At 37.3% G+C, this 19262-nt stretch carries 20 protein-coding genes and 2 pseudogenes; 5 read left to right on the top strand and 17 right to left on the bottom strand.

Going from position 1 to position 19262, the window contains the following annotated elements; translation table 11 throughout:
- The first annotated feature begins 26 nt into the window (after nucleotides 1-26).
- Entirely contained in the window at nucleotides 27-491 is a 465-nt protein-coding gene (locus tag FAR12_RS16715) for a small multi-drug export protein (RefSeq protein ID WP_126409953.1), read from the top strand.
- 116 nt (nucleotides 492-607) lie between these two features.
- Here FAR12_RS16715 and FAR12_RS16710 read toward each other — a convergent pair whose 3' ends face one another.
- The 12 genes from FAR12_RS16710 to FAR12_RS16655 form a co-directional block, all read right to left on the bottom strand.
- Nucleotides 608-1132: a P-loop nucleotide/nucleoside kinase family protein gene (locus tag FAR12_RS16710; RefSeq protein WP_126409952.1), complete on the bottom strand. Its 525-nt coding sequence runs from the start codon at nucleotides 1130-1132 to the stop codon at nucleotides 608-610.
- Nucleotides 1133-1255: 123 nt separating this feature from the next.
- Nucleotides 1256-1567 carry a hypothetical protein gene (locus tag FAR12_RS16705; RefSeq protein ID WP_126409951.1) on the bottom strand — a complete coding sequence of 104 codons (312 nt, stop codon included), beginning with the start codon at nucleotides 1565-1567 and terminating at the stop codon, nucleotides 1256-1258.
- Nucleotides 1568-1692: 125 nt separating this feature from the next.
- A complete protein-coding gene (locus FAR12_RS16700; RefSeq protein WP_246010424.1) occupies nucleotides 1693-2130 on the bottom strand; it encodes a GNAT family N-acetyltransferase in 438 nt (145 codons plus the stop codon).
- Between the two features lie 77 nt (nucleotides 2131-2207).
- On the bottom strand, nucleotides 2208-2906 hold the full coding sequence (locus tag FAR12_RS16695; RefSeq protein WP_126409949.1) for an FAD-dependent oxidoreductase: 699 nt from the start codon (nucleotides 2904-2906) through the stop codon (nucleotides 2208-2210).
- 21 nt (nucleotides 2907-2927) lie between these two features.
- Nucleotides 2928-3317, bottom strand: a complete 390-nt coding sequence (locus tag FAR12_RS16690) for an SRPBCC family protein (protein ID WP_126409948.1) — start codon at nucleotides 3315-3317, stop codon at nucleotides 2928-2930.
- A gap of 3 nt (nucleotides 3318-3320) precedes the next feature.
- On the bottom strand, nucleotides 3321-3581 hold the full coding sequence (locus FAR12_RS16685; protein ID WP_246010423.1) for an ArsR/SmtB family transcription factor: 261 nt from the start codon (nucleotides 3579-3581) through the stop codon (nucleotides 3321-3323).
- 308 nt (nucleotides 3582-3889) lie between these two features.
- Entirely contained in the window at nucleotides 3890-4321 is a 432-nt protein-coding gene (locus FAR12_RS16680) for a PTS mannitol transporter subunit IIA (RefSeq protein WP_126409946.1), read from the bottom strand.
- Nucleotides 4322-4324: 3 nt separating this feature from the next.
- Entirely contained in the window at nucleotides 4325-6457 is a 2133-nt protein-coding gene (locus tag FAR12_RS16675) for a BglG family transcription antiterminator (RefSeq protein ID WP_246010430.1), read from the bottom strand.
- A 170-nt stretch (nucleotides 6458-6627) separates the two neighbouring features.
- Complete coding sequence (locus FAR12_RS23665; RefSeq protein WP_185819433.1) at nucleotides 6628-8331, bottom strand: IS200/IS605 family accessory protein TnpB-related protein; 1704 nt, start codon at nucleotides 8329-8331, stop codon at nucleotides 6628-6630.
- A gap of 192 nt (nucleotides 8332-8523) precedes the next feature.
- On the bottom strand, nucleotides 8524-9942 hold the full coding sequence (locus FAR12_RS16665; protein ID WP_126409944.1) for a PTS mannitol transporter subunit IIBC: 1419 nt from the start codon (nucleotides 9940-9942) through the stop codon (nucleotides 8524-8526).
- A gap of 267 nt (nucleotides 9943-10209) precedes the next feature.
- Nucleotides 10210-11202 carry an anti sigma factor C-terminal domain-containing protein gene (locus FAR12_RS16660; RefSeq protein ID WP_126409943.1) on the bottom strand — a complete coding sequence of 331 codons (993 nt, stop codon included), beginning with the start codon at nucleotides 11200-11202 and terminating at the stop codon, nucleotides 10210-10212.
- Entirely contained in the window at nucleotides 11195-11695 is a 501-nt protein-coding gene (locus FAR12_RS16655; protein ID WP_126409942.1) for an RNA polymerase sigma factor, read from the bottom strand. Before FAR12_RS16655 ends, FAR12_RS16660 begins: the two co-directional genes overlap by 8 nt.
- A gap of 192 nt (nucleotides 11696-11887) precedes the next feature.
- On the opposite strand from FAR12_RS16655, the gene FAR12_RS16650 reads away from it, so the two are divergent.
- The 3 genes from FAR12_RS16650 (at nucleotide 11888) to FAR12_RS16640 (ending at nucleotide 14708) form a co-directional block, all read left to right on the top strand.
- Nucleotides 11888-12499 carry a hypothetical protein gene (locus FAR12_RS16650; RefSeq protein ID WP_126409941.1) on the top strand — a complete coding sequence of 204 codons (612 nt, stop codon included), beginning with the start codon at nucleotides 11888-11890 and terminating at the stop codon, nucleotides 12497-12499.
- A gap of 724 nt (nucleotides 12500-13223) precedes the next feature.
- Complete coding sequence (locus FAR12_RS16645) at nucleotides 13224-14228, top strand: DUF3231 family protein (protein WP_126409940.1); 1005 nt, start codon at nucleotides 13224-13226, stop codon at nucleotides 14226-14228.
- Between the two features lie 27 nt (nucleotides 14229-14255).
- Nucleotides 14256-14708 carry a hypothetical protein gene (locus FAR12_RS16640; protein WP_170972237.1) on the top strand — a complete coding sequence of 151 codons (453 nt, stop codon included), beginning with the start codon at nucleotides 14256-14258 and terminating at the stop codon, nucleotides 14706-14708.
- 64 nt (nucleotides 14709-14772) lie between these two features.
- Here the strand turns inward: FAR12_RS16640 and FAR12_RS16635 are convergent.
- The 5 genes and pseudogenes from FAR12_RS16635 to FAR12_RS16615 form a co-directional block, all read right to left on the bottom strand.
- A pseudogene (locus FAR12_RS16635) lies at nucleotides 14773-14904 on the bottom strand (NADPH-dependent FMN reductase); the annotation flags it as partial.
- Between the two features lie 124 nt (nucleotides 14905-15028).
- A pseudogene (locus FAR12_RS16630) lies at nucleotides 15029-15888 on the bottom strand (SDR family oxidoreductase).
- 46 nt (nucleotides 15889-15934) lie between these two features.
- Nucleotides 15935-16282 carry a DoxX family protein gene (locus FAR12_RS16625; protein WP_126409939.1) on the bottom strand — a complete coding sequence of 116 codons (348 nt, stop codon included), beginning with the start codon at nucleotides 16280-16282 and terminating at the stop codon, nucleotides 15935-15937.
- Between the two features lie 59 nt (nucleotides 16283-16341).
- The gene (locus FAR12_RS16620) at nucleotides 16342-17388 is read right to left on the bottom strand and encodes an LLM class flavin-dependent oxidoreductase (RefSeq protein ID WP_126409938.1); all 1047 of its coding nucleotides are present in this window, start codon (nucleotides 17386-17388) and stop codon (nucleotides 16342-16344) included.
- Between the two features lie 12 nt (nucleotides 17389-17400).
- The gene (locus FAR12_RS16615) at nucleotides 17401-18045 is read right to left on the bottom strand and encodes an NAD(P)H-binding protein (RefSeq protein ID WP_126409937.1); all 645 of its coding nucleotides are present in this window, start codon (nucleotides 18043-18045) and stop codon (nucleotides 17401-17403) included.
- Nucleotides 18046-18192: 147 nt separating this feature from the next.
- On the opposite strand from FAR12_RS16615, the gene FAR12_RS16610 reads away from it, so the two are divergent.
- A complete protein-coding gene (locus FAR12_RS16610) occupies nucleotides 18193-18753 on the top strand; it encodes a TetR/AcrR family transcriptional regulator (protein WP_126409936.1) in 561 nt (186 codons plus the stop codon).
- Nucleotides 18754-19262 lie beyond the last annotated feature (509 nt).

Below are 19262 nucleotides of genomic sequence, written 5' to 3'. Positions count from 1 at the left end.
AAAAATTTAATATAAGGAGAACATCCATGATCTTAGAATATTTACAAGAATGGTCTTACTTTGCCGTATTCTTTCTATCCGCAATTCCATGGGTAGAATCAGCCGCAGTTGTTGTGTTGGCCATTGCTTTTGGCTTAAGCCCCATTCCATCTACCATTTTGGCTTTTGCGGGGAATTGGTTAGTCGTAGTTATTGTCGTCTTGCTTTTCGACCGCTGGCAAGAATGGAGAAATAGGAAAAGAGCTGAAAAAGGAATACAAAAGGAAGATAATAAAAAGAGAGCGCGTGCACATGGGATATTTGTAAAATACGGTTTGCCTGGTCTCGCTTTATTGGGCCCTTTGCTAATCGGAACAGAAATCGCAGCTGCATTCGCCATGATTTTCAAAGCACCACGTAAGAACGTCCTGACTTGGATGACAGTCAGTCTCGCATTGTGGACAATACTGTTTGCAACAGCCACCTATTATGGTTTTAATATCCTCGGATGAATAAGAAAAGCCAGTCCACTATGAAGTGACTGGCTTTTCGCTTGGGTGAATACTTTTACAAATGCGATCAGCATTTGCTTTGACAGCGACCTCTGCAATATCATAGCTTGGGTGCATTACTCCTCAATATACTTCATGACATTTTGAAGATAACTCTCCAAAGGTTCTCGAGTATCAACAACCAAACAATTATATCCTGTCGGTTTCTTACTACTATTAACCGTAAATTGAAAAGCTTCTTCCGAATGAATCTCTTTTATTTGACTGGGTATTCTTTCACGATTTTTCAGGCGGAAATTAATGACACGACTATCATCAAGAAAACACTCAATATATTTATATTTAACATTATATTTTTCGGCTAAAAATGTCCCCTTTTCTACCATTTCTTCATATAAACAGGGGCTATCGAATATAACCGAATGCCCTTGAGACAAATGGAAATCGATTAATGACCAATCAATATTATAGGAAATCTCCCCTGAAAGCTTTCCATCAATTGGTGCGGCCTCTATCGATTGTAAAAGAGCAGACTTCACGATATCATGGTCAACAATAATGGCTCCTGTCTCTTTCGCAATTTGTCGAGCAAGTGTTGACTTCCCAGAACCGGGAAATCCGGACATTTGAATAAAAAACATGGTTATTTCTCCCCTAGTTCATATGCATTTTTTTCTATAGATATCTCTTCATCAGAATTTAGTCAATATGTTTACCCTACCATTTTACACAATCTTCTAAAAATAAGGTATAAAGTAAGCCTACTAATAACCATCCATTCGACCAATACTTGTTTTATGCTCGAAAATATCGTACTGCGTTCGCCCCTTCTCCTTCTGAAGCGTGATCATGTATTGTCCTTTCTCCGTTTCAAAAAAATAGGTCATTCCTCCGATATGCCTAATGTTTTTCATATTTGTATTCCCATCCAAAAAATCTTCGAGTATGTTCGGATCGGACAGTAGCTGGTTCAAATCTTGTTTGCTTCGCATTTCATTAAACCGATCTACCGGATTAATGTACAGGAGCAATAGCACACCTAATAGAATGATAAAAACTTTCAGCCATTTACTCATTTTTTTCTCCCCCTTCATTTTTATAAAAAGCCCCTTTGGTTCATCAAATCCAAAGGGGCTCATCATTTTCCTTATTTATCTAATAGTATTTCAGACTCTGTTTTATAACCTTTTTGTATATTAACTTACGTATCACTCTCATATATTCTTGAACTACTTCCCCAGGGATGATATCCATCACCGATATAGGTAAATCCGTATTTTTCATAGTAGCCAATATGATCCGTACAAAGAAAGACCTTATTGAAACCCGCTTTTTTCGCATCCGCTTTGGCACGCAGAAGCAGTTCCTTTCCTAAGGACTTGCCACGATAACGTTCATCGACGTAAACCGCACATATCCAGGGCCAGAGATCCATGCGACTGATAAAATCATTGCTAATCAAACCTGCACACCCAATAAATTCGCCTGCATCCTCCATTAAGTACCAGATAGGAAGGACATTTTCAGTCGCTATGCTATGAGTAATGCTGTCCTCATACACCTTTAGGCTATTCTCACTTGCCCATTTGCTTTGAAAATATTTGATTGCTTCATCCTTGTATTCTGGGTAATCTCTCACACTTATAATTTGCATAATAAGTTCCTTTCACCATCAAACATGATAGCTCATTGGATGGTACGACATTTACGCCGCAACTAATACCCATAAAAGGCATCTTTTTTGATATTTCGTTTCGAAATATTGTTATTTTGCAGGTGAGTAGAAATAGAATCTACCATCGCTTTCGGTCCAGCAATTAAGTAATGGCCATTGTCCTTATACGAGTTAGTGAATGTTTCTATCTCCCGATGTAAATCATCTTTTGAATCAAGGTAAGTAACCGTAACATTAGGAATTGCGTCTAATTCATCTTTATATATATATTCCTTGTTACTATCCATATAGAGTAGATGTATTTGTTTCCCTGCTCCATTTCCTTCTGCTTCAATTTGTTTTAAAATTGACCGGAATGGTGTAATGCCAATGCCACCTGCAATCAGAAGTGTCGGCTTATTATCGGTTAGATTAAATGAGCCTAGCGGACCGGCAATAGTCATTTTCGTTCCAGGTTTTAATTCTAGTAATGCCTTTTTAAAGTCACTTGGCTTATCCGTAATGCTCGTTGTTATTTTGACGACATTCTCTGAAGGGGAAGATGCCAAGGTAAACGGTTTAGTCGGGGTTTTGATTTTCTTATGAGTCACCGTAAGCAGTCCATGCTGGCCTGCTTTCCAGGTCCAATCGTCCCCTTTTTCAAAAACAAATGTATACACATCCTTTGATTCTTTGCGGTATTCTAAGAAAACTAGCTCACGCTTCTTAAATACTGCCACCATATCTTGAAAAAATCCCATTCTTTAGGTCCGAACCGAGTCTTATATTTCCCCTAACAATTTCTTAAGGTCTTCAACCTTGCTTGCCCAACCGTATTTTGCACCATTGAAGGCTTGATCTTCTTGGGCGAATCCTGTTTGCTCCAAATGTACGTAGGTTGTTCCATCCTCTTCCTTCAACGTCCATGTGACGATCGTGTTGATCGGACCGCCTACCCATGTATAAGATAACTTATAAGGCTCGTCCACTACTAAAACTTCACAATCTACAATTAAGTTCCATTCTGGATTTCTGAATTGACTTTTATGCCCCACGATTGGTTGGAAGTCATTTGCCATGATCCATTTTGAAAGAGTATCGGAATCAATTAACCCGTTCCATACCTTATTGATTGGATTTTTAAACTGAAAATCTAACGAAATATCTGCCATGATTTATTCCTCCGATAAAAGATTTTGTAAAACTGCCACTCTTTCTTTCCAAAACTCCTCGTAAAAGGAAAGCCAATCCTTTACTTCCTGTAAGGGAGCCGCATTTAATCGGTATCTTGTTTCTCTCCCAACTTTACGGTCAATAACCAGGCTTGCTTCTCTAAGGATTGTCAAATGCTTAGAAACAGCAGTCCGACCCATTTGAAATTGATCGGTTAATTCATGTAGAGGAAGTTCTTCTGCATTTGCCAATAAACGGATCAATTTACGTCTTGTTGGATCAGCAATGGCTACAAAGACATCACGCTTCTGCTCTGTTTTCGTAAAAAATCACTCCTTTTAAATACGACACCATTTGGTGTCTTAATTATATGACACTAAATGGTGTCACGTCAATTATTTTTCAACATCGCGATATTTCTTTTTTCTTCGAATATGCACTATTCTCTCAAGTATTCGAACATGTAGACACGCTATCTGTACTATTTTTCTCCTAAAAATGAAGAAAAAACCGTTCACCAAAGTGAACGATTCCCCATGTTTTTCCTTCAACAAAATGTACGGCTAGCAAATTAGTTCACGTCATCAAAAATCGCTAAAATCTCCTCTGCTGTTTCGGCAGCCACCAGCTTTTCAATATTCTCTTCCTCCGAGCAAACAATCGCAATCTTTGAAAGAATATCGAGATGCTCGTTATCTTTTCCTGCAATCCCAATCAGAAGCTTGACGATATTTCCACCACCAAAGTCTACTCCTTCTGGAACTTGAACAAATGAAATCCCTGATTGTTTGACAAAACTTTTTGAATCCTCTGTACCATGCGGAATTGCGACAAAGTTTCCCATATACGTGGAAGTTAATTGTTCACGTTCAAGCATTTTCTCAATATAATCAGCATCTACATAACCCTTCTCAACGAGAATGTTTCCTGTTAAACGAATGGCCTCCTCTTTTGTTACCACTGCTGTATTTAATAGGATATTTTCCTTTGCAAAAACTGACATCAACTAAACACTCCTTAATTCTTTTAATTTCTCATCAAAAAATTGATCAAATCTTCCTGAAAGTAATGCTTCTATACGTTCTTGATCACTTGATTGAAAGACCAAAATATTTTCTTCACTCTCAATGAAGAGGGTGCTAAGATAACTCAACACCTCTAACACTCTTTCCGACGCTTCTTCTGGAGAAAGCATTAAAATGAACACCTTCATCTCCATCCTGCTTCCATCCATTCCCACTACCTCAATAGGCGTCGCTACCGTATAGATTGAAAAGCAAGGTTCCAGAACATTTCGGGTTCTTGTATGAAATAGCGCAATCTTTGTTTCAGGTATACCCAGTCCACCGAGTTTCTCCCTTTCGAGAACGGCCTCAATCACTGATTCGATATTCGTAATCTTATTTCTTTCAAATAATCCCTTTACAGCGTAGTCTAAAATTTCCTCTGTTGTTTGGATCGAATGGAGTTCTTCTAGTTTAAAGCCTTTAAGAATTGCCTTAATGGTATAGGCGTATTCTTGGATTACAGAAAGTTCATTTATAAGCGTAGCTGCCGTTTTCTTACTCTCTCTGTCACGAAAAGCGACCTTGAAGTCCTTTTCTGAACTTTTCACCATTATTTGCTCATTAATATAGGTGCGAACTCTTTCAATTTCCTCTTTATTTAAAATTGGACTTACTAAAATATAATCCAAATTGGAATCTGGAATCGGAATCGTCGAAATAATGATCGAGTACTCGTCTGTCTCCATTTTCTTAAATTCCATCACCGAGACATTTTTTACCTGCTTCAGCTCTGGAAATTCTTTCTGCAACCGCGTGACAAGCATTTTCGATGTACCGATTCCACTGGAGCAAATCACCAAAGCTTTGACATTGCCAAGATCCTTAACCCCTAAAAGTACAGCACCAAAATGCATCACAAGATAGCCTATTTCTTCATCTGGCACGTCAAATTCATGAAAGGTTTGCCCCACGGCTTCTCTAACCATCGAAAACAGCTCAGGATAATCCTGCTTGATTTTATCTAATAGGGGATTGCTGATTCCCATTTTCTGTTTGATTCGATAGATAGCCGGTTTCAGATGTACGACTAATCCTTCAAATAAAGAGCGATTGCCCGTTAAATCTAAGCCTATTTGTTTTCCCACAAATTCAATCAAACTTCGTGTTTTAATAGCTACCTGATAACTTGAATCTTCCGCAATATACTCATTGTCATATCGCAACTTCGCACCCTTCAAGTGCATCGTTATATATGCAATCTCTGCTTGTGGAATCTGAATTTTGAATACCTGTTCTAATTCAGCGACGATTCTCTCTGCAAACTTGTATTCCTTTGAATCGAACTGATTATCCAAATAAGCTTGGTTAATGGTGATACCTTCCCCTTTTTGAATTCTTTCAACTGCCAGGGCAAGGTGAACAACTAACCCAATATAGGCGCTGTCTGCCATCGCAAAGGGTAATTCTTGGAGAATAGACTCAACTATTTTTTCAACTGTGATGAGCTTTTGTTTCTCAACCAGCCCTAACAGTCTTTCCGAAATGGAATTGATATGTTGGTTAGAGCGTTTTTGAATATTTTCTCTTGCAAAGGAGAGGATGTCTGATTCATTGAGATACTCAGAGATTAAGTGCCTCATTGCCCTTCTCTTTGCCCCTTCGTCCCCTTCAATTTCTACCCCATACCCTCTTTTTCGGATAAGAGAGAGTCCAGAGGTATGCAGTCTCTCTTCTAATTTTGTTAAGTCTGCACTAACAGTTGAAATCGTTACATTTAAATCATTGGCTAATCCAACTAGTTTAACCGGCCCCTTTGATTCTAACAGCTCACACAAAATAATGGTTTGCCGTTCATCCGGTGTATACTCGGTTCGAAAGAGATTAAATAAAAACATCTCTAGTTCATGTACTTTGTTTTGCTCTCCGGCGATCTGAACACCAACACCTGACTTTTTTTGCAACCAAAGATCATATTCTTTTAAAATATCTTCCACATTTTTTAGATCCCGATGTACCGTCCTGGCACTGACACCAAGTTGGTCAGCAAGATCTTTGACCGTAGACTCATTGTTTTTCGTTAATAGAATTTCAAGAATCTGTCGTTCTCTTGCGGAAATATACATGTACTTCACTCCCTGCAAGGATAGTACCTCCATGAAAAAAATGTTACCAAAGTTCTTATATTTTCATTTTATCTTATTACATCAATTGAACTACCCCCGCCTAAAATCCAATTGGAGTTTTGAGGAAGGGGATTCCTAAAAAGGCTACTAAATTATTTAGTAGACCATCGCCCGTTCAACTAGGCAATGGGTTTTCTACTTTTCACCTTGAACAAACCTTTTACCTCCAAGTCTGAAAGAGCCCCTTGAGGAAAGAGTTGATTCATTGAGTCAATCTTGTCGCAGGAGAAAAGTTCTATCTGATAGAACGTGTGTTTACGAACATCGGTTAGGCATGATGAAATCCACTTCCACTGCGCCCAGTGATGTAGACCTGCTATCTTCTCCGGTAACAGGGAATGCAACACTGGTGGAAGCGTTTCTTTGAATCCCATTGCACGTCGTGCAATCACATAAGAAGCAGCTTGGTGAATCGAGATTCCCAAACGCTTCATGTATTTGATTTTTCCAATTTGGGAGGTATAAGCGGGATTCACATCAAACACGGCTACCCCCATTTTCTCTGCCCGGTTTTTAATGGCAGAAATCATTTTATTGTACGCAAATTGACTCATCGCTTTATTGGCTTTTCTATTGCCGTATGGATGAGAAACTTTTGATTGGGTGGTATTTAATTTTTCCAAAGCAATGGGCTTATTTAACTTCATCGCCAAATCAACAATGACCACTGCCTTGTTTTCAATGATTTTTGTAATTTGTTCAGAAGTTTTTCCATCTAAATCAAAAGAAAACACACCTGATTTTATCAGTTGCCCTTTTGCATTGATATTGGACCAGGCGATATGGTCTACATTTAAATCCAAACCTAATAGGCCGTCTGCCCGACTAAAATTTTTATGAGGGTTCTCTAGCACATCCACTATACACTTGAAAATATAATAGTCCCCATGGTCTTCGGCAGACCACGCAATTGGCTTTCCGTATTTCTTTTTGTTTTTGCAGCCCATCTGTGTTTCGATTGCGTGGTCAACCTGTTCTTGACCATATGGAAATACAAGGTTTTCAATCCTTATCTGAGTGCCATCCGGGGTTATGAAATGAAATTCTCTCGTTTCTGGAATATAACAAAACACGAAATTGCCGACTTTGGCATCTTTTCGGCCACTAATGGTCATTTGATGATAGCGAGCTTGTTCCCAATCTTTTCGCCATTGTTGATGATCGTTTTGATAGTTTTCTATGGTATGTTGTGCTTTAAATAATTTTTTCGTGCCAAAAACTACACTGTTACTATTACTTTTCAAACTCTTTATCTGTTTTTCCAACCTATCTAATCTGAATTTCAATCGACCTAATCTATTCTTGAAATGAGCGATTTGAACATCTAAGTAGTCATGTTCAAACTGATAGGCGTGATAGTAAATGTCTGTTTTCTTATAGAATTTCACGACAAAAAAATGCCCAACTTGTTGTTCTCTAGAGTTTTGATTGAATTTTGGATTTCCGTTTACAAAAGATTGTTTTATTTTTGAAAGAGTCGTTAAATGGCGTCTGGTTGATTTTATTTTCTTTTTAACTGAAGTCATTTGAACTTCTTTATTTTCTATATACATTTTTCGAAGTTCATTTTGAGATTTGATTAGGGCGTTCGCTTCTTGAATAGCACTACCTGCATAATGATCATTCAATTGAAAACGTTCTTTTACGGTAAGATGTAGAGATTTTTTTCTCCTCGATTCATTCGAACGTTTTTCTAATACTTGTGTTTGAAATGTGAAGTGTTTAGAACGACTAAACAAAAGAAGGGTATGAAAAATAGATTCGTTATATTTTTCTGGTAACGTATATTTGTATACACGAGTAGAAAAATAGGTTTTCCTCATTTCTCAACCCCCTAAAGGAACGTTTGTTCTTAATTTTATTTTATCAAATTTTCAAAACGTTGTCCTTTAGATTTCATTTAATTCCGAAATTAGACACAAAAAAGCGATTCATCTCCTCCCTACGTTGTTGAGGAAGGAGTCTTCTCGCTAGTGTTGATAAAACCTGGCACATTTCTGTGCCAGGCATATAATCTATTCTTTCTTTAAAGAATCGACTAATTCATCATATTTTGGACTATTAAGGAAGTTCTCCACTGAAATATGAACAACATTCGGAAGTTTTGCTTTGGCACGATCAGTTAAGTCCTTATGGGTAATAACTACATCAGCGTCAGCTGGCAAATTGCTTATGGCTGTGTTCGTAACGGTTATTCCTAAACCAGCTTTTTGCACTTTATTTCGTAAAATTGATGCACCCATTGCACTGGAACCCATACCCGCATCACAAGCAAATACAATTTTGTTTACTACATCTGGATTAATGGCAGTTTGTGTTGTTAATACAGAAGACACAGAGCTTTTCTTTCCTTTCATTTCTTCCATTTTAGCTGTTGCAGAAGTTAAATCCTCTTCTGTTGCTTTGCTTGTTTTTAAGATTAAAGAAGCGACTGCGAATGAAACGGCTGTTGCGACGATTACCCCCGCTAACACACCAAGGTAATTTCCTTTTGGTGTCATCGCAATTAATGCAAAAATACTACCTGGTGATGGTGCCGCAACAAGACCTGCGTTGAAAAGGTTAAACGTGAATACTCCACTGACGCCTCCTGCCATAGCAGCAAGTATTAACATAGGCTTCATTAAGATATATGGGAAGTAAATTTCATGAATACCACCTAAGAAGTGGATAATCACTGCACCTGGTGCTGTTTGTTTTGCAGTGCCTTTCCCAAACAACCAGAATGCAAGCAGAATACCAAGTCCCGGTCCAGGGTTTGTTTCTAATAAGAATAGAATGGATTTTCCTGCATCAGCGGCCTGTTCAATCCCTAACGGACTTAAAATTCCATGGTTAATCGCGTTATTTAAGAATAGAACCTTTGCTGGTTCAATAACTATGTTCGCTAACGGTAATAAATTAGCATTAATAATTGCTTCAACTCCGGAAGCTAATACATTACTTAAGCCTTCTACAACTGGTCCAATTGCTTTAAAAGCAATGATGGTTAACAATCCACCGAGGATTCCAGCAGAGAAATTGTTCACAAGCATTTCGAATCCAGCTTTGATTTTGCCATGAACCGCTTGGTCAAACTTCTTAATTACATATCCACCAATCGGTCCCATGATCATAGCGCCCAAGAACATCGGAATATCAGTTCCAACGATAACCCCCATTGTAGCGGTAGCACCAACTACCCCACCGCGGATATCGTGAACCATTCGACCACCGGTAAAACCAATTAATAATGGCAATAAATACTTAATCATTGGATCGACTAGTTTTGCTAAATCTTCATTCGGAAGCCAGCCTGTTTCAATAAATAATGCTGTAATAAGTCCCCACGCAATAAAGGCCCCGATATTCGGCAGTACCATATTACTTAAGTTACTTCCGAATTTTTGTATTTTTACTTTTGCATTTGATTTATCTTGTGTTGTTTCGTTCATCTCTTTTTCCCCCTTTGACGACTTTGTTCCTTACAAATCTAATATTAAAGCGTTTTCAATAACTCATCAATTTAATCAAAAATGCATTTTGTCACAATGATTGTTGACATCATTAAAATAGGGCATAAGTCACTCGATTTTTCCACCCCCCCTACTTTAGCAACCTTGTTTGCTATTTCGTACCCATAAAAAAATAAAACCCCCTGAATAAATCGGGAGTCTTGTTTAAGAGAAGAATATAATTCAAAAATAGAAATCAGTCTTCTATTAATATTTATCAATTGTAGCCCCAAGGACAGAGGCCCGGATGAAATCAAGATTTTGAAACCTTTTAAGTTCAGCTGGTGTACCTGTAACCACAGCACCATTCAGACGTATATTTCCATTCGTAGTCTGCGTGTTTTCTTTAATTCCCTTCAATGCTTCTTTCACTGTACTTCGATGGCTACCATTTTCGATTAACTGTTCTAAGGTTTGGATAAACAACGGACCATATTCTTCAGAATATGGAATCTCAGGTCTGACTTCAAATCCAAAAGCGCCACCCCCACCCTTAGTCTTTACACTATCGCCATCTAATGTTTGCTCCATTTTTTCCATTTGAGCAGAAGTTGTTGTATCTACCCAAAGCCAATTGACATAATCCTGTCCCAACTTCTCAGCCGCTTCCGCTATAGTCAAAGGCTCCTTAAAGGAAAGTGCCACCTCAATCAACTTGTTGTCATCTAAGGTAACAGCAATATCAAGTTCATGCGGTAAATAGTCATAAGACAAGGCTGGATAATAGAAATCTATTTTCCTTTCATTATTAAAATTATTATAACGAACGTACCTTTTTAGTTCATCATCTATGCTATTCACTTCGACCATACCGCTTCCTTTTTCAAGAATTTCACTTCTTCCAAAGAGCGGAATTTTTTCGGTTTGCTTATCCCAAACAATCGATTGATCACCGATGTTCTTCTTATATGTTGTCTCTGCTTCTACACTAAAAAGGTTGTAGCTATAGAAGGTATCACTCAACATAATATTTGCACCATGAATGCTATTGTAAAGAGGATCTTTGTTCTCGATTTTTTTCGTTAAAATATACTTGCTTCCCATAAAGAGAATGACGAGTAAGATGATAGTCGTTATTACTGTAATGGATACATACTTAATCGTTTGTTTCCTTTTTGACTTTTTGACGGCTTTCTGCAAAGAGGGGCTACTCATAAAATCAATCTCATTTTCATGATTTGTTTTGTTATTGTCAGTCATAAGCTGCCTCCTTATAAATTTCTTCTAACTTTTTTCTAGCTCTGAATAAATTTGTTTTAACTGAGCTGACGCTTATTTCTAATAATCTTGAGATTTCTTCGTATGTAAGTCCAGATTGATATTTTAATAGCAACAACTCTTGATAGAGAGGTTTTAATCGTGATAACGCTTTCCCGAGTTCACTGTTCCTTTCCTTTTCTAAAAAGATCGTTTCGGGAAGTTCCTTTGCATCTACATTAAGTATTTCCTCATTTAGATCCAGCACATATCTTCCTTGTTTACGGCATTGATCATAATAAGCATTTATCGCTACTCGTATTAACCAACCACGTATTTTAGCGTTCTTGATCGAATCGTTATAAAGAATATATTTATAAGCTGCTTCCTGAACGGCGTCCTCCGCATCTAGCTTCGAAATACCCAATTTTCGTAAGTACCTAAATACAATATTAAGTTCTGCATTGAGTTCATTATCCTGTCTTATTCCATTCATCAGCAGCCTCCTACAAACAAGACGTAGAACTTTGAAAAAAGTTTACAATTTATTAAAAATTCGCGATCGTATCGATAAGGAAGTAAACTATTTTTATAATTCCAGGTTTTGGATAATAATGTTATAATATAGTATAATTACCAATTTTATTATATGTTTTGATTATTGGCAAAAAAGAAAAGGGGCGTATTTATGAGTAAAAGATTACTAGCTAGTAGTATTTTAGTAGGTATGTTAGCCACAGGGATTAGTTTTGGCGAGCATACATATGCATCAGAGAATACCGCTTTAGTGAATGATACTCATCACGAGATGGCTTCCGAGCAAATTGTCAAAATGCATGAAGGGGAAACACCCATTTCAGTTAGTGTGGATGAACAAACAGGGATAACGATAGAAATTTATGAAGTCAAAGAAACACCTTTCCAAACGTTTGCCTCTGGTTGGCAAACCATTGGATCTGACTCTTTCACTTTGTATAACGACAATAAATTCCGTACAAATGGAACCATTGTTAAATCAGGTGGTGGAGACTTTGGCGTACGCGTAAGTGCACATACTTCTTCTTCCATTACTGGTTCATCACCTTTAATGACTTTTCAGTTATTTGAAGACGATCCGTCAGGTGATGAGTTTGTAGGACAGGCTAGTTTCTCCAACAAATCAGGTTCTAGTTATGATGTCGTTTTTAGAAGCATCGGGAGTTATGTCGATGGTACAGATGGCAAAGCTGAATTTTACGTAAAACACGCAGAGAACTATAAATTGAGCAGCGGTTCCCTTAGGGTTACTTATATCGACTAATTAAAAGGGCAGGATAAGTTACTTACTCATCCTGCCCTTACGGATCTTGCAGAAGAATACTCGGAAGCATGGGATTTCTCTAGCTTACATTCCATATCAAAAGGAGATTAATAGGAGGAAGCTTTAAAATCTTCTTTCCTCCTCCACTGAATAAATTTGTATCTCAGATTAACACTAACACTAGTGTTATCATTTAACACTAAACTTCAATGTGGAGGGATATACTTTGAATATTCTCTTTAGCTTATTCTCAACCATAATTATTATGGGTATTAGAGCAGCATTCTTAATTAGTAGTACAACTTCCAGATTAAGATCTTTGTTAAGTATGCCATCTTTGATTTAAGCACTGAGCATTCACGCAAGTGTTGTCTAATAAGCATTGTTGTTGAAAAAAAGGTGAGCATAGAAATATGCTTGCCTTTTTTAGTGAATTCGTCTCAATGGAAAACAATACATTTATTTTAGGATAACGGGTACATTAACTTACATATTTAAATTTTTAGGAAGTGATTGTTTTGAAATTTGCAAATGCTCTGGAAGCATTACATATTTAGGGTATACTGCGATTATTTTGACAACGGTTTATACCATAATCATTACAATTCTAGGATTGAAAACGATGCAGATGGTGAAATATATTTACGATTCAAATAGAAGGAAAAATAAGGATTAGATGAATATTCCTTACCCAATTTACTAAAAAGAGTATTGAGGTGATAATGTGGATGAGATTAAATTAAAACTCACATCTTCCGAAATAGGAAGTTTGTGGGGAGAGTATGTAAATGGAACTGCCGTTGATATTGTAAATAGATATATGGTTTCTATTATTGAGGATGAGCAAATTAAAGCTGTTTTTGAGGATGCTATCAAGACATTCGAAAAGCAAAAACAACAAATCGCTACTTTTATAATAAATGAGGGGTTTCCAGTTCCAATTGGTTTTACTGAATCTGACCTCTTTAAAGGTAAACAGAGGTTGTTCACGGATATATTTTGCCTAAATTATTTGCATATCATGACATTACATGGTTTGCTAGGACACTCAACTTCTCTGGGCGTTTCTGTAAGAGAGGACTTACGGTATTTTTACGACTCCTGTGATAATGATGGGAAAAGGATGTATCATCAAACCATAGATTTATTGCTTGAGAAAGGAAGTTTCCAGAGGGACCCTTTATTTTATCCAGCTCAAAACCCTGAATATGTTTCCAGCCAAGATTTCATAGATGGTTTTTTCGGAAAGGGTAGGATGTTAGCAGCGACAGAAATCATAAGCATTTCTTTTAACCTAAAAAAAAGTATTATGGCAAAAACTCTTTCAATCGCATTTAGTCAAGTCGCACAAACAAAGGAAGTAAGGAAGTTTTTAGAGCATTCCGAAAAGGTGGCTGACCAACAAATAAAAGATTTTTCACAAATTTTGCAAACGGATAATTTACCAGTTCCTAAGTCTTGGGAGACTGAAATTACAACTTCTACAGATTCTCCTTTTTCTGATAAGTTAATGTTGTATCATACTGGTTTCCTATTTCAAGCTGCACAAGCGTATCACGGGACAGGTTTGGCATCCGCAATGCGTACAGACCTTGTAGCCACTTACGAAAGCACCATTCTACAAAATCTTATGCTTACTAAAAAGTGGTTTAATATTATGGTGCAAAATAAATGGTTAGAGCAGCCTCCACTTGCACCTAATAGAAAAGAAATTGCAAAAGAAATATAATAAGCTCTGTTTCTAGGGTAATTATATTTGAATAAGAATGCATTTGAAAAACTAATGTGGAGCATTGCACTTCCGGGGTTTGGTCAGTATTTAAACGGAAAATATATTAAAGGCACGGTTTACTTGATTCTTGAATTCCTGATAAATATACAAGCGAATTTTAATCAGCTTATACTTTTAAGTTTTCATGGAGAAATTGGTAATGCCATAAAACATACGGATTATAAGTGGCTCATGTTTTATCCTTGTTTGTACTTTTTCTCTATGTGGGATGCGGTGAAAGATGCAGGTGGAGGGAAAGACCCTTATTCTTTTCTTCCGTATGTGTTTGCTGGATATTTTGTAACTGTTGGATTGATTTTTTCCTCGAAATTAATGGTATTTGGAGTGTTATTGGGTCCGGTCTGGCTCCCTATGTTGTTTGTTTTTCCCGGAATAGCCGTTGGAATTATTATTAAGAAAATCATAAATTTTTTTTAACAAAAAAAGGGTTGGTCCTCTTTACTTAATACCCAACCTTTTTTTGTTATCGTAATATTCATTCTCCACCGGCTCCACCATAGCTAACAATACCTGCCGCTTTGTTATTCCAAGATTCACGTTTAGCAATATCAAGTGCATTTTTTAATGCCCCAGTGATACTATGATTGTATTCCTGAACAATAAACACGAATCCAAAACGAATTTTTTGAATTAGTTCTACGATAATTTAATTGTTTGTTTGAGATAGTTGGCTAACAATTTGGGCCAAAGCCTCTTTCATCTGCGTGACTGGGTGTCTGATACAGTGGCATTCGTAATTATTTTAATAAAATTTGTAACGCTTCTTTCACAGTAGTTGGTTTGCGACCTAGAAGCATTTCTAAATCAGAATGTGGAGCTTCTAATCCACCTTCACGAATTCCATTTTGTATCATGACTAACATTGATACAAATTCTTCTGGCGCGCCAGCCTCTTTTAGCATTTTTGCATGAGCTTCAGAATCTACAGTTAATAAAGGAATTTCTTTACCTGTAACCTCATTAACTGCATCAACGAATTGTTGTAGTGTTAAGTTTTCACCTGCTAATTCGTATGCTTTATTATCGTGTCCATCACCTGCTAACACATTGGCAGTAGCTTCACCTAAATCTGGACGGTAGACCCAAGCTACCTTCCCTTCTCCTGCAGATGTAACCCAAGGTGCGCCATTTAAGCATTGTTGAATAGTACTAATTCGTTTTCAACATACCAGTTATTGCGAACGAATACATATGGAATACCTGATTCTTTAATGATGTTTTCACGTTCACGGTGAGGAGCAGCTAAAACGAAATCACTCACATCTGCACGCGGAGCACTTGAGTAAACCAATTGGGATACACCAGCCTCTTTCGCTGCTTCTACAGCATTTTTCTGCTGTTGAATTGCAGTTTCCATAACAGGTACTGTTGAAACTACGAAGACACGATCCACACCCTTGAACGCTTCAACTAATGTTTCTTTTTTCTCAAAATCTGTTAAGCGAACTTCAATTCCTTGTGCTTCATATGCCATTGCTTTTTCTGATTGTGGATCACGTACACCAGCGATAATATCGGATGCGGGTACTTTCTTCACTAAATTTTCAACAATATTTGATCCTAGTTTTCCTGCTGCACCTGTAACTAATATTTTCATTTTCATTTCCTCCAAAATGTATATTATGTTATATCATCTCAATTCTTTACTTTAAATAAAGGAAAAATACAACGAACGCTAGAATGGCTAAGATTAGAATCATCGCTGTATCCTTAAAGGAATCCTTTACCTTAATATGTGTAAGGATGCCTCCAATACCTGTAATACCAAGTATTAATGCTCCAGTTATTGCTGAAGTCTCTGACCAATATCCAACGATTAAAAGGACAGCCCCTACTAATTCCACAATCCCTGTTACAATTCTAAACCATTGTGGATATCCCCATTTTTTAAAACCTTCCACATGCATCTCAGATCCTGATACTTTCCCGAACCCTGCCATTAAAAACAGTAATGCAAGAATTCCTTGTAAAATGTAAGTTACGATTTCCATAAATCACTCTTCCCCTCTTGTTAATTAATTTTTTTATAACAATTCCATTAACCACTTTTTTACTTAGATAAAGCTCTGTGAACAATTGGTGCTACTTTGTTTGCCAGTAAATCAATGGATTTTTCTACTCTGGCTAATGGCTGACCACCCATATCAAATTGTCCCATAAAGCGTGAATGTCCGAATAACTCATGCTGATACAAGATCTTTTCCGCCAGTTCCTCTGCACTTCCTACGGCTAATATTTGACCTGCTGCTCGCTGAGGCATCAATTGCTCTGCTGTTGTATAGAAGTATGGAATACCACGGTCTTTTGAGAAGTAGCCCATATATTGATTATAGTGCGGTACAAATTCGGTAATCGCTTGTTCCCCTGTTTGGGCTATATACGAATGCCCTGTTACAGAAACCCTTAACTTAGATACATCATGACCCGCCTCTTTTGCACTTTGCCAGTATAGGTCGGTTAGTGGTTTGACGGATTCAGGACGACCACCTAACAAGCCAAGAGCCATATTTAAACCAAGTCTTCCTGCACGAACGGCACTGGCAGGGGTACCCCCAACGCCAATCCAAAGTGGAAGTTTCTTCTGAACAGGTCTAGGTGCTATTTGTGCATTTTGAAGGGGGGAACGAAAATTCCCTTGCCAACTGACGACTTCCTGCTCTTGCAATTTCAAAAATAGATTCAGCTTCTCTTCAAACAAATCATTGTAATCATTTAAACTTGCTCCAAAGAGAGAGAATGATTCTAAGAATGCCCCACGACCTAAAATAATTTCAGTACGTCCGTTTGATAATAAATCCAGTGTTGCAAAGTCTTCATAAACACGTACTGGATCAGCTGTACTAATAACAGATAACGTGCTCGTTAATTTAATATTTTTCGTCTCACGAGCAACAGCTGCGAGTAACATGGCATAAGAAGAGGTTACAAAATCCAGACGATGATGTTCTCCAACCCCAAATATATCTAGTCCCGCCTCATCTGCCATTTTTGCCATTTGAATAATATCTTCTACTCTGGACCCGGCAGTTCGACTATTCCCATTGGCATCAGGTATTCGTTCGCCTAATGAATAAACTCCAAATTCAAATTCTCTCATTCTATTGCCCTCCTAGTTGTTAAATACGATTGGCATTTTATGAATCCATTCATCTTTCTTCACAGTTTCCAGCATACATTTCGCTGCATTATAACGAGAAACACCCATCTTCCCTTTGGTATCCCCAAACGATACTGAATAACCATTTCCATTTGTTCTTACATTCGGATTAATAATCCGTACAACAGTCCAATCCATTTTAGAATTTTTAATCAATGTTTCTATTCCTTTCATCTCAGCGTATGGAGTAGGAGAGAATAGTTTTGGCATTATATTTGGAAACACAGTAATAAATTGTTTCACGTCTTCTTTAGCTGAGATACTAGGTGTTCCAAGTGTAATCAACCTTTTAAGTCCGCACTCTTCCATAACTGAGATAATAGCTTTATGTGCTTCTGTAATAGGAAGGTCCACAACTTGCCGTTTCATTGACAGTGCTGGTCCAAGAGCACTTAGCACAGCATCTCTTCCAAGGATTGCATCTTTTAATCTTTCTCGGTCTGTTAAAGCCCCAACTACAATTTGTAGTTTTTCATGTTCTATATTTAAAGCATTAGGTCGTCTCGTATAGGCTGTAACATCATATCCAGCCTCAAGTGCTTCCTTAATAACAAGCTGACCAATTTGTCCATTTGCTCCAAAAATCGTTATTTTCATTTTCTTCACTCCAACATCTTTTGTTTAGACAACATTTGTTGTATAGTTAATATATCAAGTTGAAAAACTTGAAGCAACCGACAAAATGAAACATCTATCGTTTAAACAACATATTGATAAAAATGTCTAAAAACAGGAGAAAAATTTATGGAAAAACTAATCGACCCCCGTATTCTCCGCACCCGTAAGCTGATTATGGATGCGTTTATCGAGTTATCAATGAAAAAAGAATTTAAAGACATCACCATTAAAGATATTACAAATGCTGCAACGGTTAATCGTGCAACCTTTTATTCTCATTTCATGGACAAATTTGACCTACTTGAGAAAGTATTAAGTGAAAGTGTAATGAGAGAAGTCATTCAAGAGGTAAGTACACATGAGGTAATTAATGAGGAAACTATTAAGGCTATTTTTTTATCAATCATCAAGTTTCAAACATCTATCAGTAACCAATGTAGACGAAGTTACGAGGCGTTTACACCCCAAATTGAAACGATTTTTAAACAGGAACTCCAAGCCTTTTTCTCAGAGTGGGCACAAAAGCAATGGCCTAATCAAAGCAAAACTGAGTTAGAGGTCTATGCCGTGATATTAAGCTGGGCACTTTATGGAGCTGCGATGCATTGGATGCAAAACCAAACCTCACAACCAGAAGATTATGTAGAGCAAATACTGCATATCATAAAAATGGAAAAACATAAATAAATGTTAATTTAATTTAAAACTAAACTGAACTCATCCTTTTTATTTTTATTCTCCAAATATAATAGAGCCTGTTTTTATATGAAAAAATAGGCTTTTATTTATTTTCATTTCCCCTTTTAATAAAACTCTCTCCAGTCTATCTACTATGTCCCCCAATAAAAATTGTGTTCTAACGCCGCTCCTCGCCTCCATCCCACTCACTCCCTTCCCCCACAAGGGCTCCCGTCCTATTCACCCGTTCACTCGGAATTCCTTCATAAAATAATTACGTTCCCGCTTTTTCCGCATTTCCACTCGAATTTGTAACGGTTTTTCACTGATTTTAAGAAAAAAACTAAGTTCCAGACTGGAAAGACACTGAACGAGAAACTGAGGATCTACTGGATAGTATTCAACTGCTAAAATGTTGGTATTTCCACCCCTCTCCCTCCCACTCCCCTCAAACCCTTGCGGTTCTAAGCCCCACCCTCTTATCTCGCCTTTTTTCTTCATTCCATTATGTTACATAG

Source organism: Bacillus yapensis (assembly GCF_005280205.1).
Classification (GTDB): Bacteria; Bacillota; Bacilli; order Bacillales; family Cytobacillaceae; genus Robertmurraya; species Robertmurraya yapensis.
This window is presented reverse-complemented; position numbering and strand designations above follow the sequence as displayed.

Coding starts and splice junctions, on each gene's coding strand:
- FAR12_RS16620 (WP_126409938.1), bottom strand. CDS start 17,388: ATGAGAGAATTTGAATTTGGAGTTTATTCATTAGGCGAACGAATACCT.
- FAR12_RS16610 (WP_126409936.1), top strand. CDS start 18,193: ATGGAAAAACTAATCGACCCCCGTATTCTCCGCACCCGTAAGCTGATT.
- FAR12_RS16705 (WP_126409951.1), bottom strand. CDS start 1,567: ATGAGTAAATGGCTGAAAGTTTTTATCATTCTATTAGGTGTGCTATTG.
- FAR12_RS16660 (WP_126409943.1), bottom strand. CDS start 11,202: ATGACTGACAATAACAAAACAAATCATGAAAATGAGATTGATTTTATG.
- FAR12_RS23665 (WP_185819433.1), bottom strand. CDS start 8,331: ATGAGGAAAACCTATTTTTCTACTCGTGTATACAAATATACGTTACCA.
- FAR12_RS16615 (WP_126409937.1), bottom strand. CDS start 18,045: ATGAAAATAACGATTTTTGGAGCAAATGGACAAATTGGTCAGCTTGTT.
- FAR12_RS16665 (WP_126409944.1), bottom strand. CDS start 9,942: ATGAACGAAACAACACAAGATAAATCAAATGCAAAAGTAAAAATACAA.
- FAR12_RS16710 (WP_126409952.1), bottom strand. CDS start 1,132: ATGTTTTTTATTCAAATGTCCGGATTTCCCGGTTCTGGGAAGTCAACA.
- FAR12_RS16650 (WP_126409941.1), top strand. CDS start 11,888: ATGAGTAAAAGATTACTAGCTAGTAGTATTTTAGTAGGTATGTTAGCC.
- FAR12_RS16680 (WP_126409946.1), bottom strand. CDS start 4,321: ATGTCAGTTTTTGCAAAGGAAAATATCCTATTAAATACAGCAGTGGTA.
- FAR12_RS16695 (WP_126409949.1), bottom strand. CDS start 2,906: ATGGGATTTTTTCAAGATATGGTGGCAGTATTTAAGAAGCGTGAGCTA.
- FAR12_RS16655 (WP_126409942.1), bottom strand. CDS start 11,695: ATGAATGGAATAAGACAGGATAATGAACTCAATGCAGAACTTAATATT.
- FAR12_RS16625 (WP_126409939.1), bottom strand. CDS start 16,282: ATGGAAATCGTAACTTACATTTTACAAGGAATTCTTGCATTACTGTTT.
- FAR12_RS16690 (WP_126409948.1), bottom strand. CDS start 3,317: ATGGCAGATATTTCGTTAGATTTTCAGTTTAAAAATCCAATCAATAAG.
- FAR12_RS16715 (WP_126409953.1), top strand. CDS start 27: ATGATCTTAGAATATTTACAAGAATGGTCTTACTTTGCCGTATTCTTT.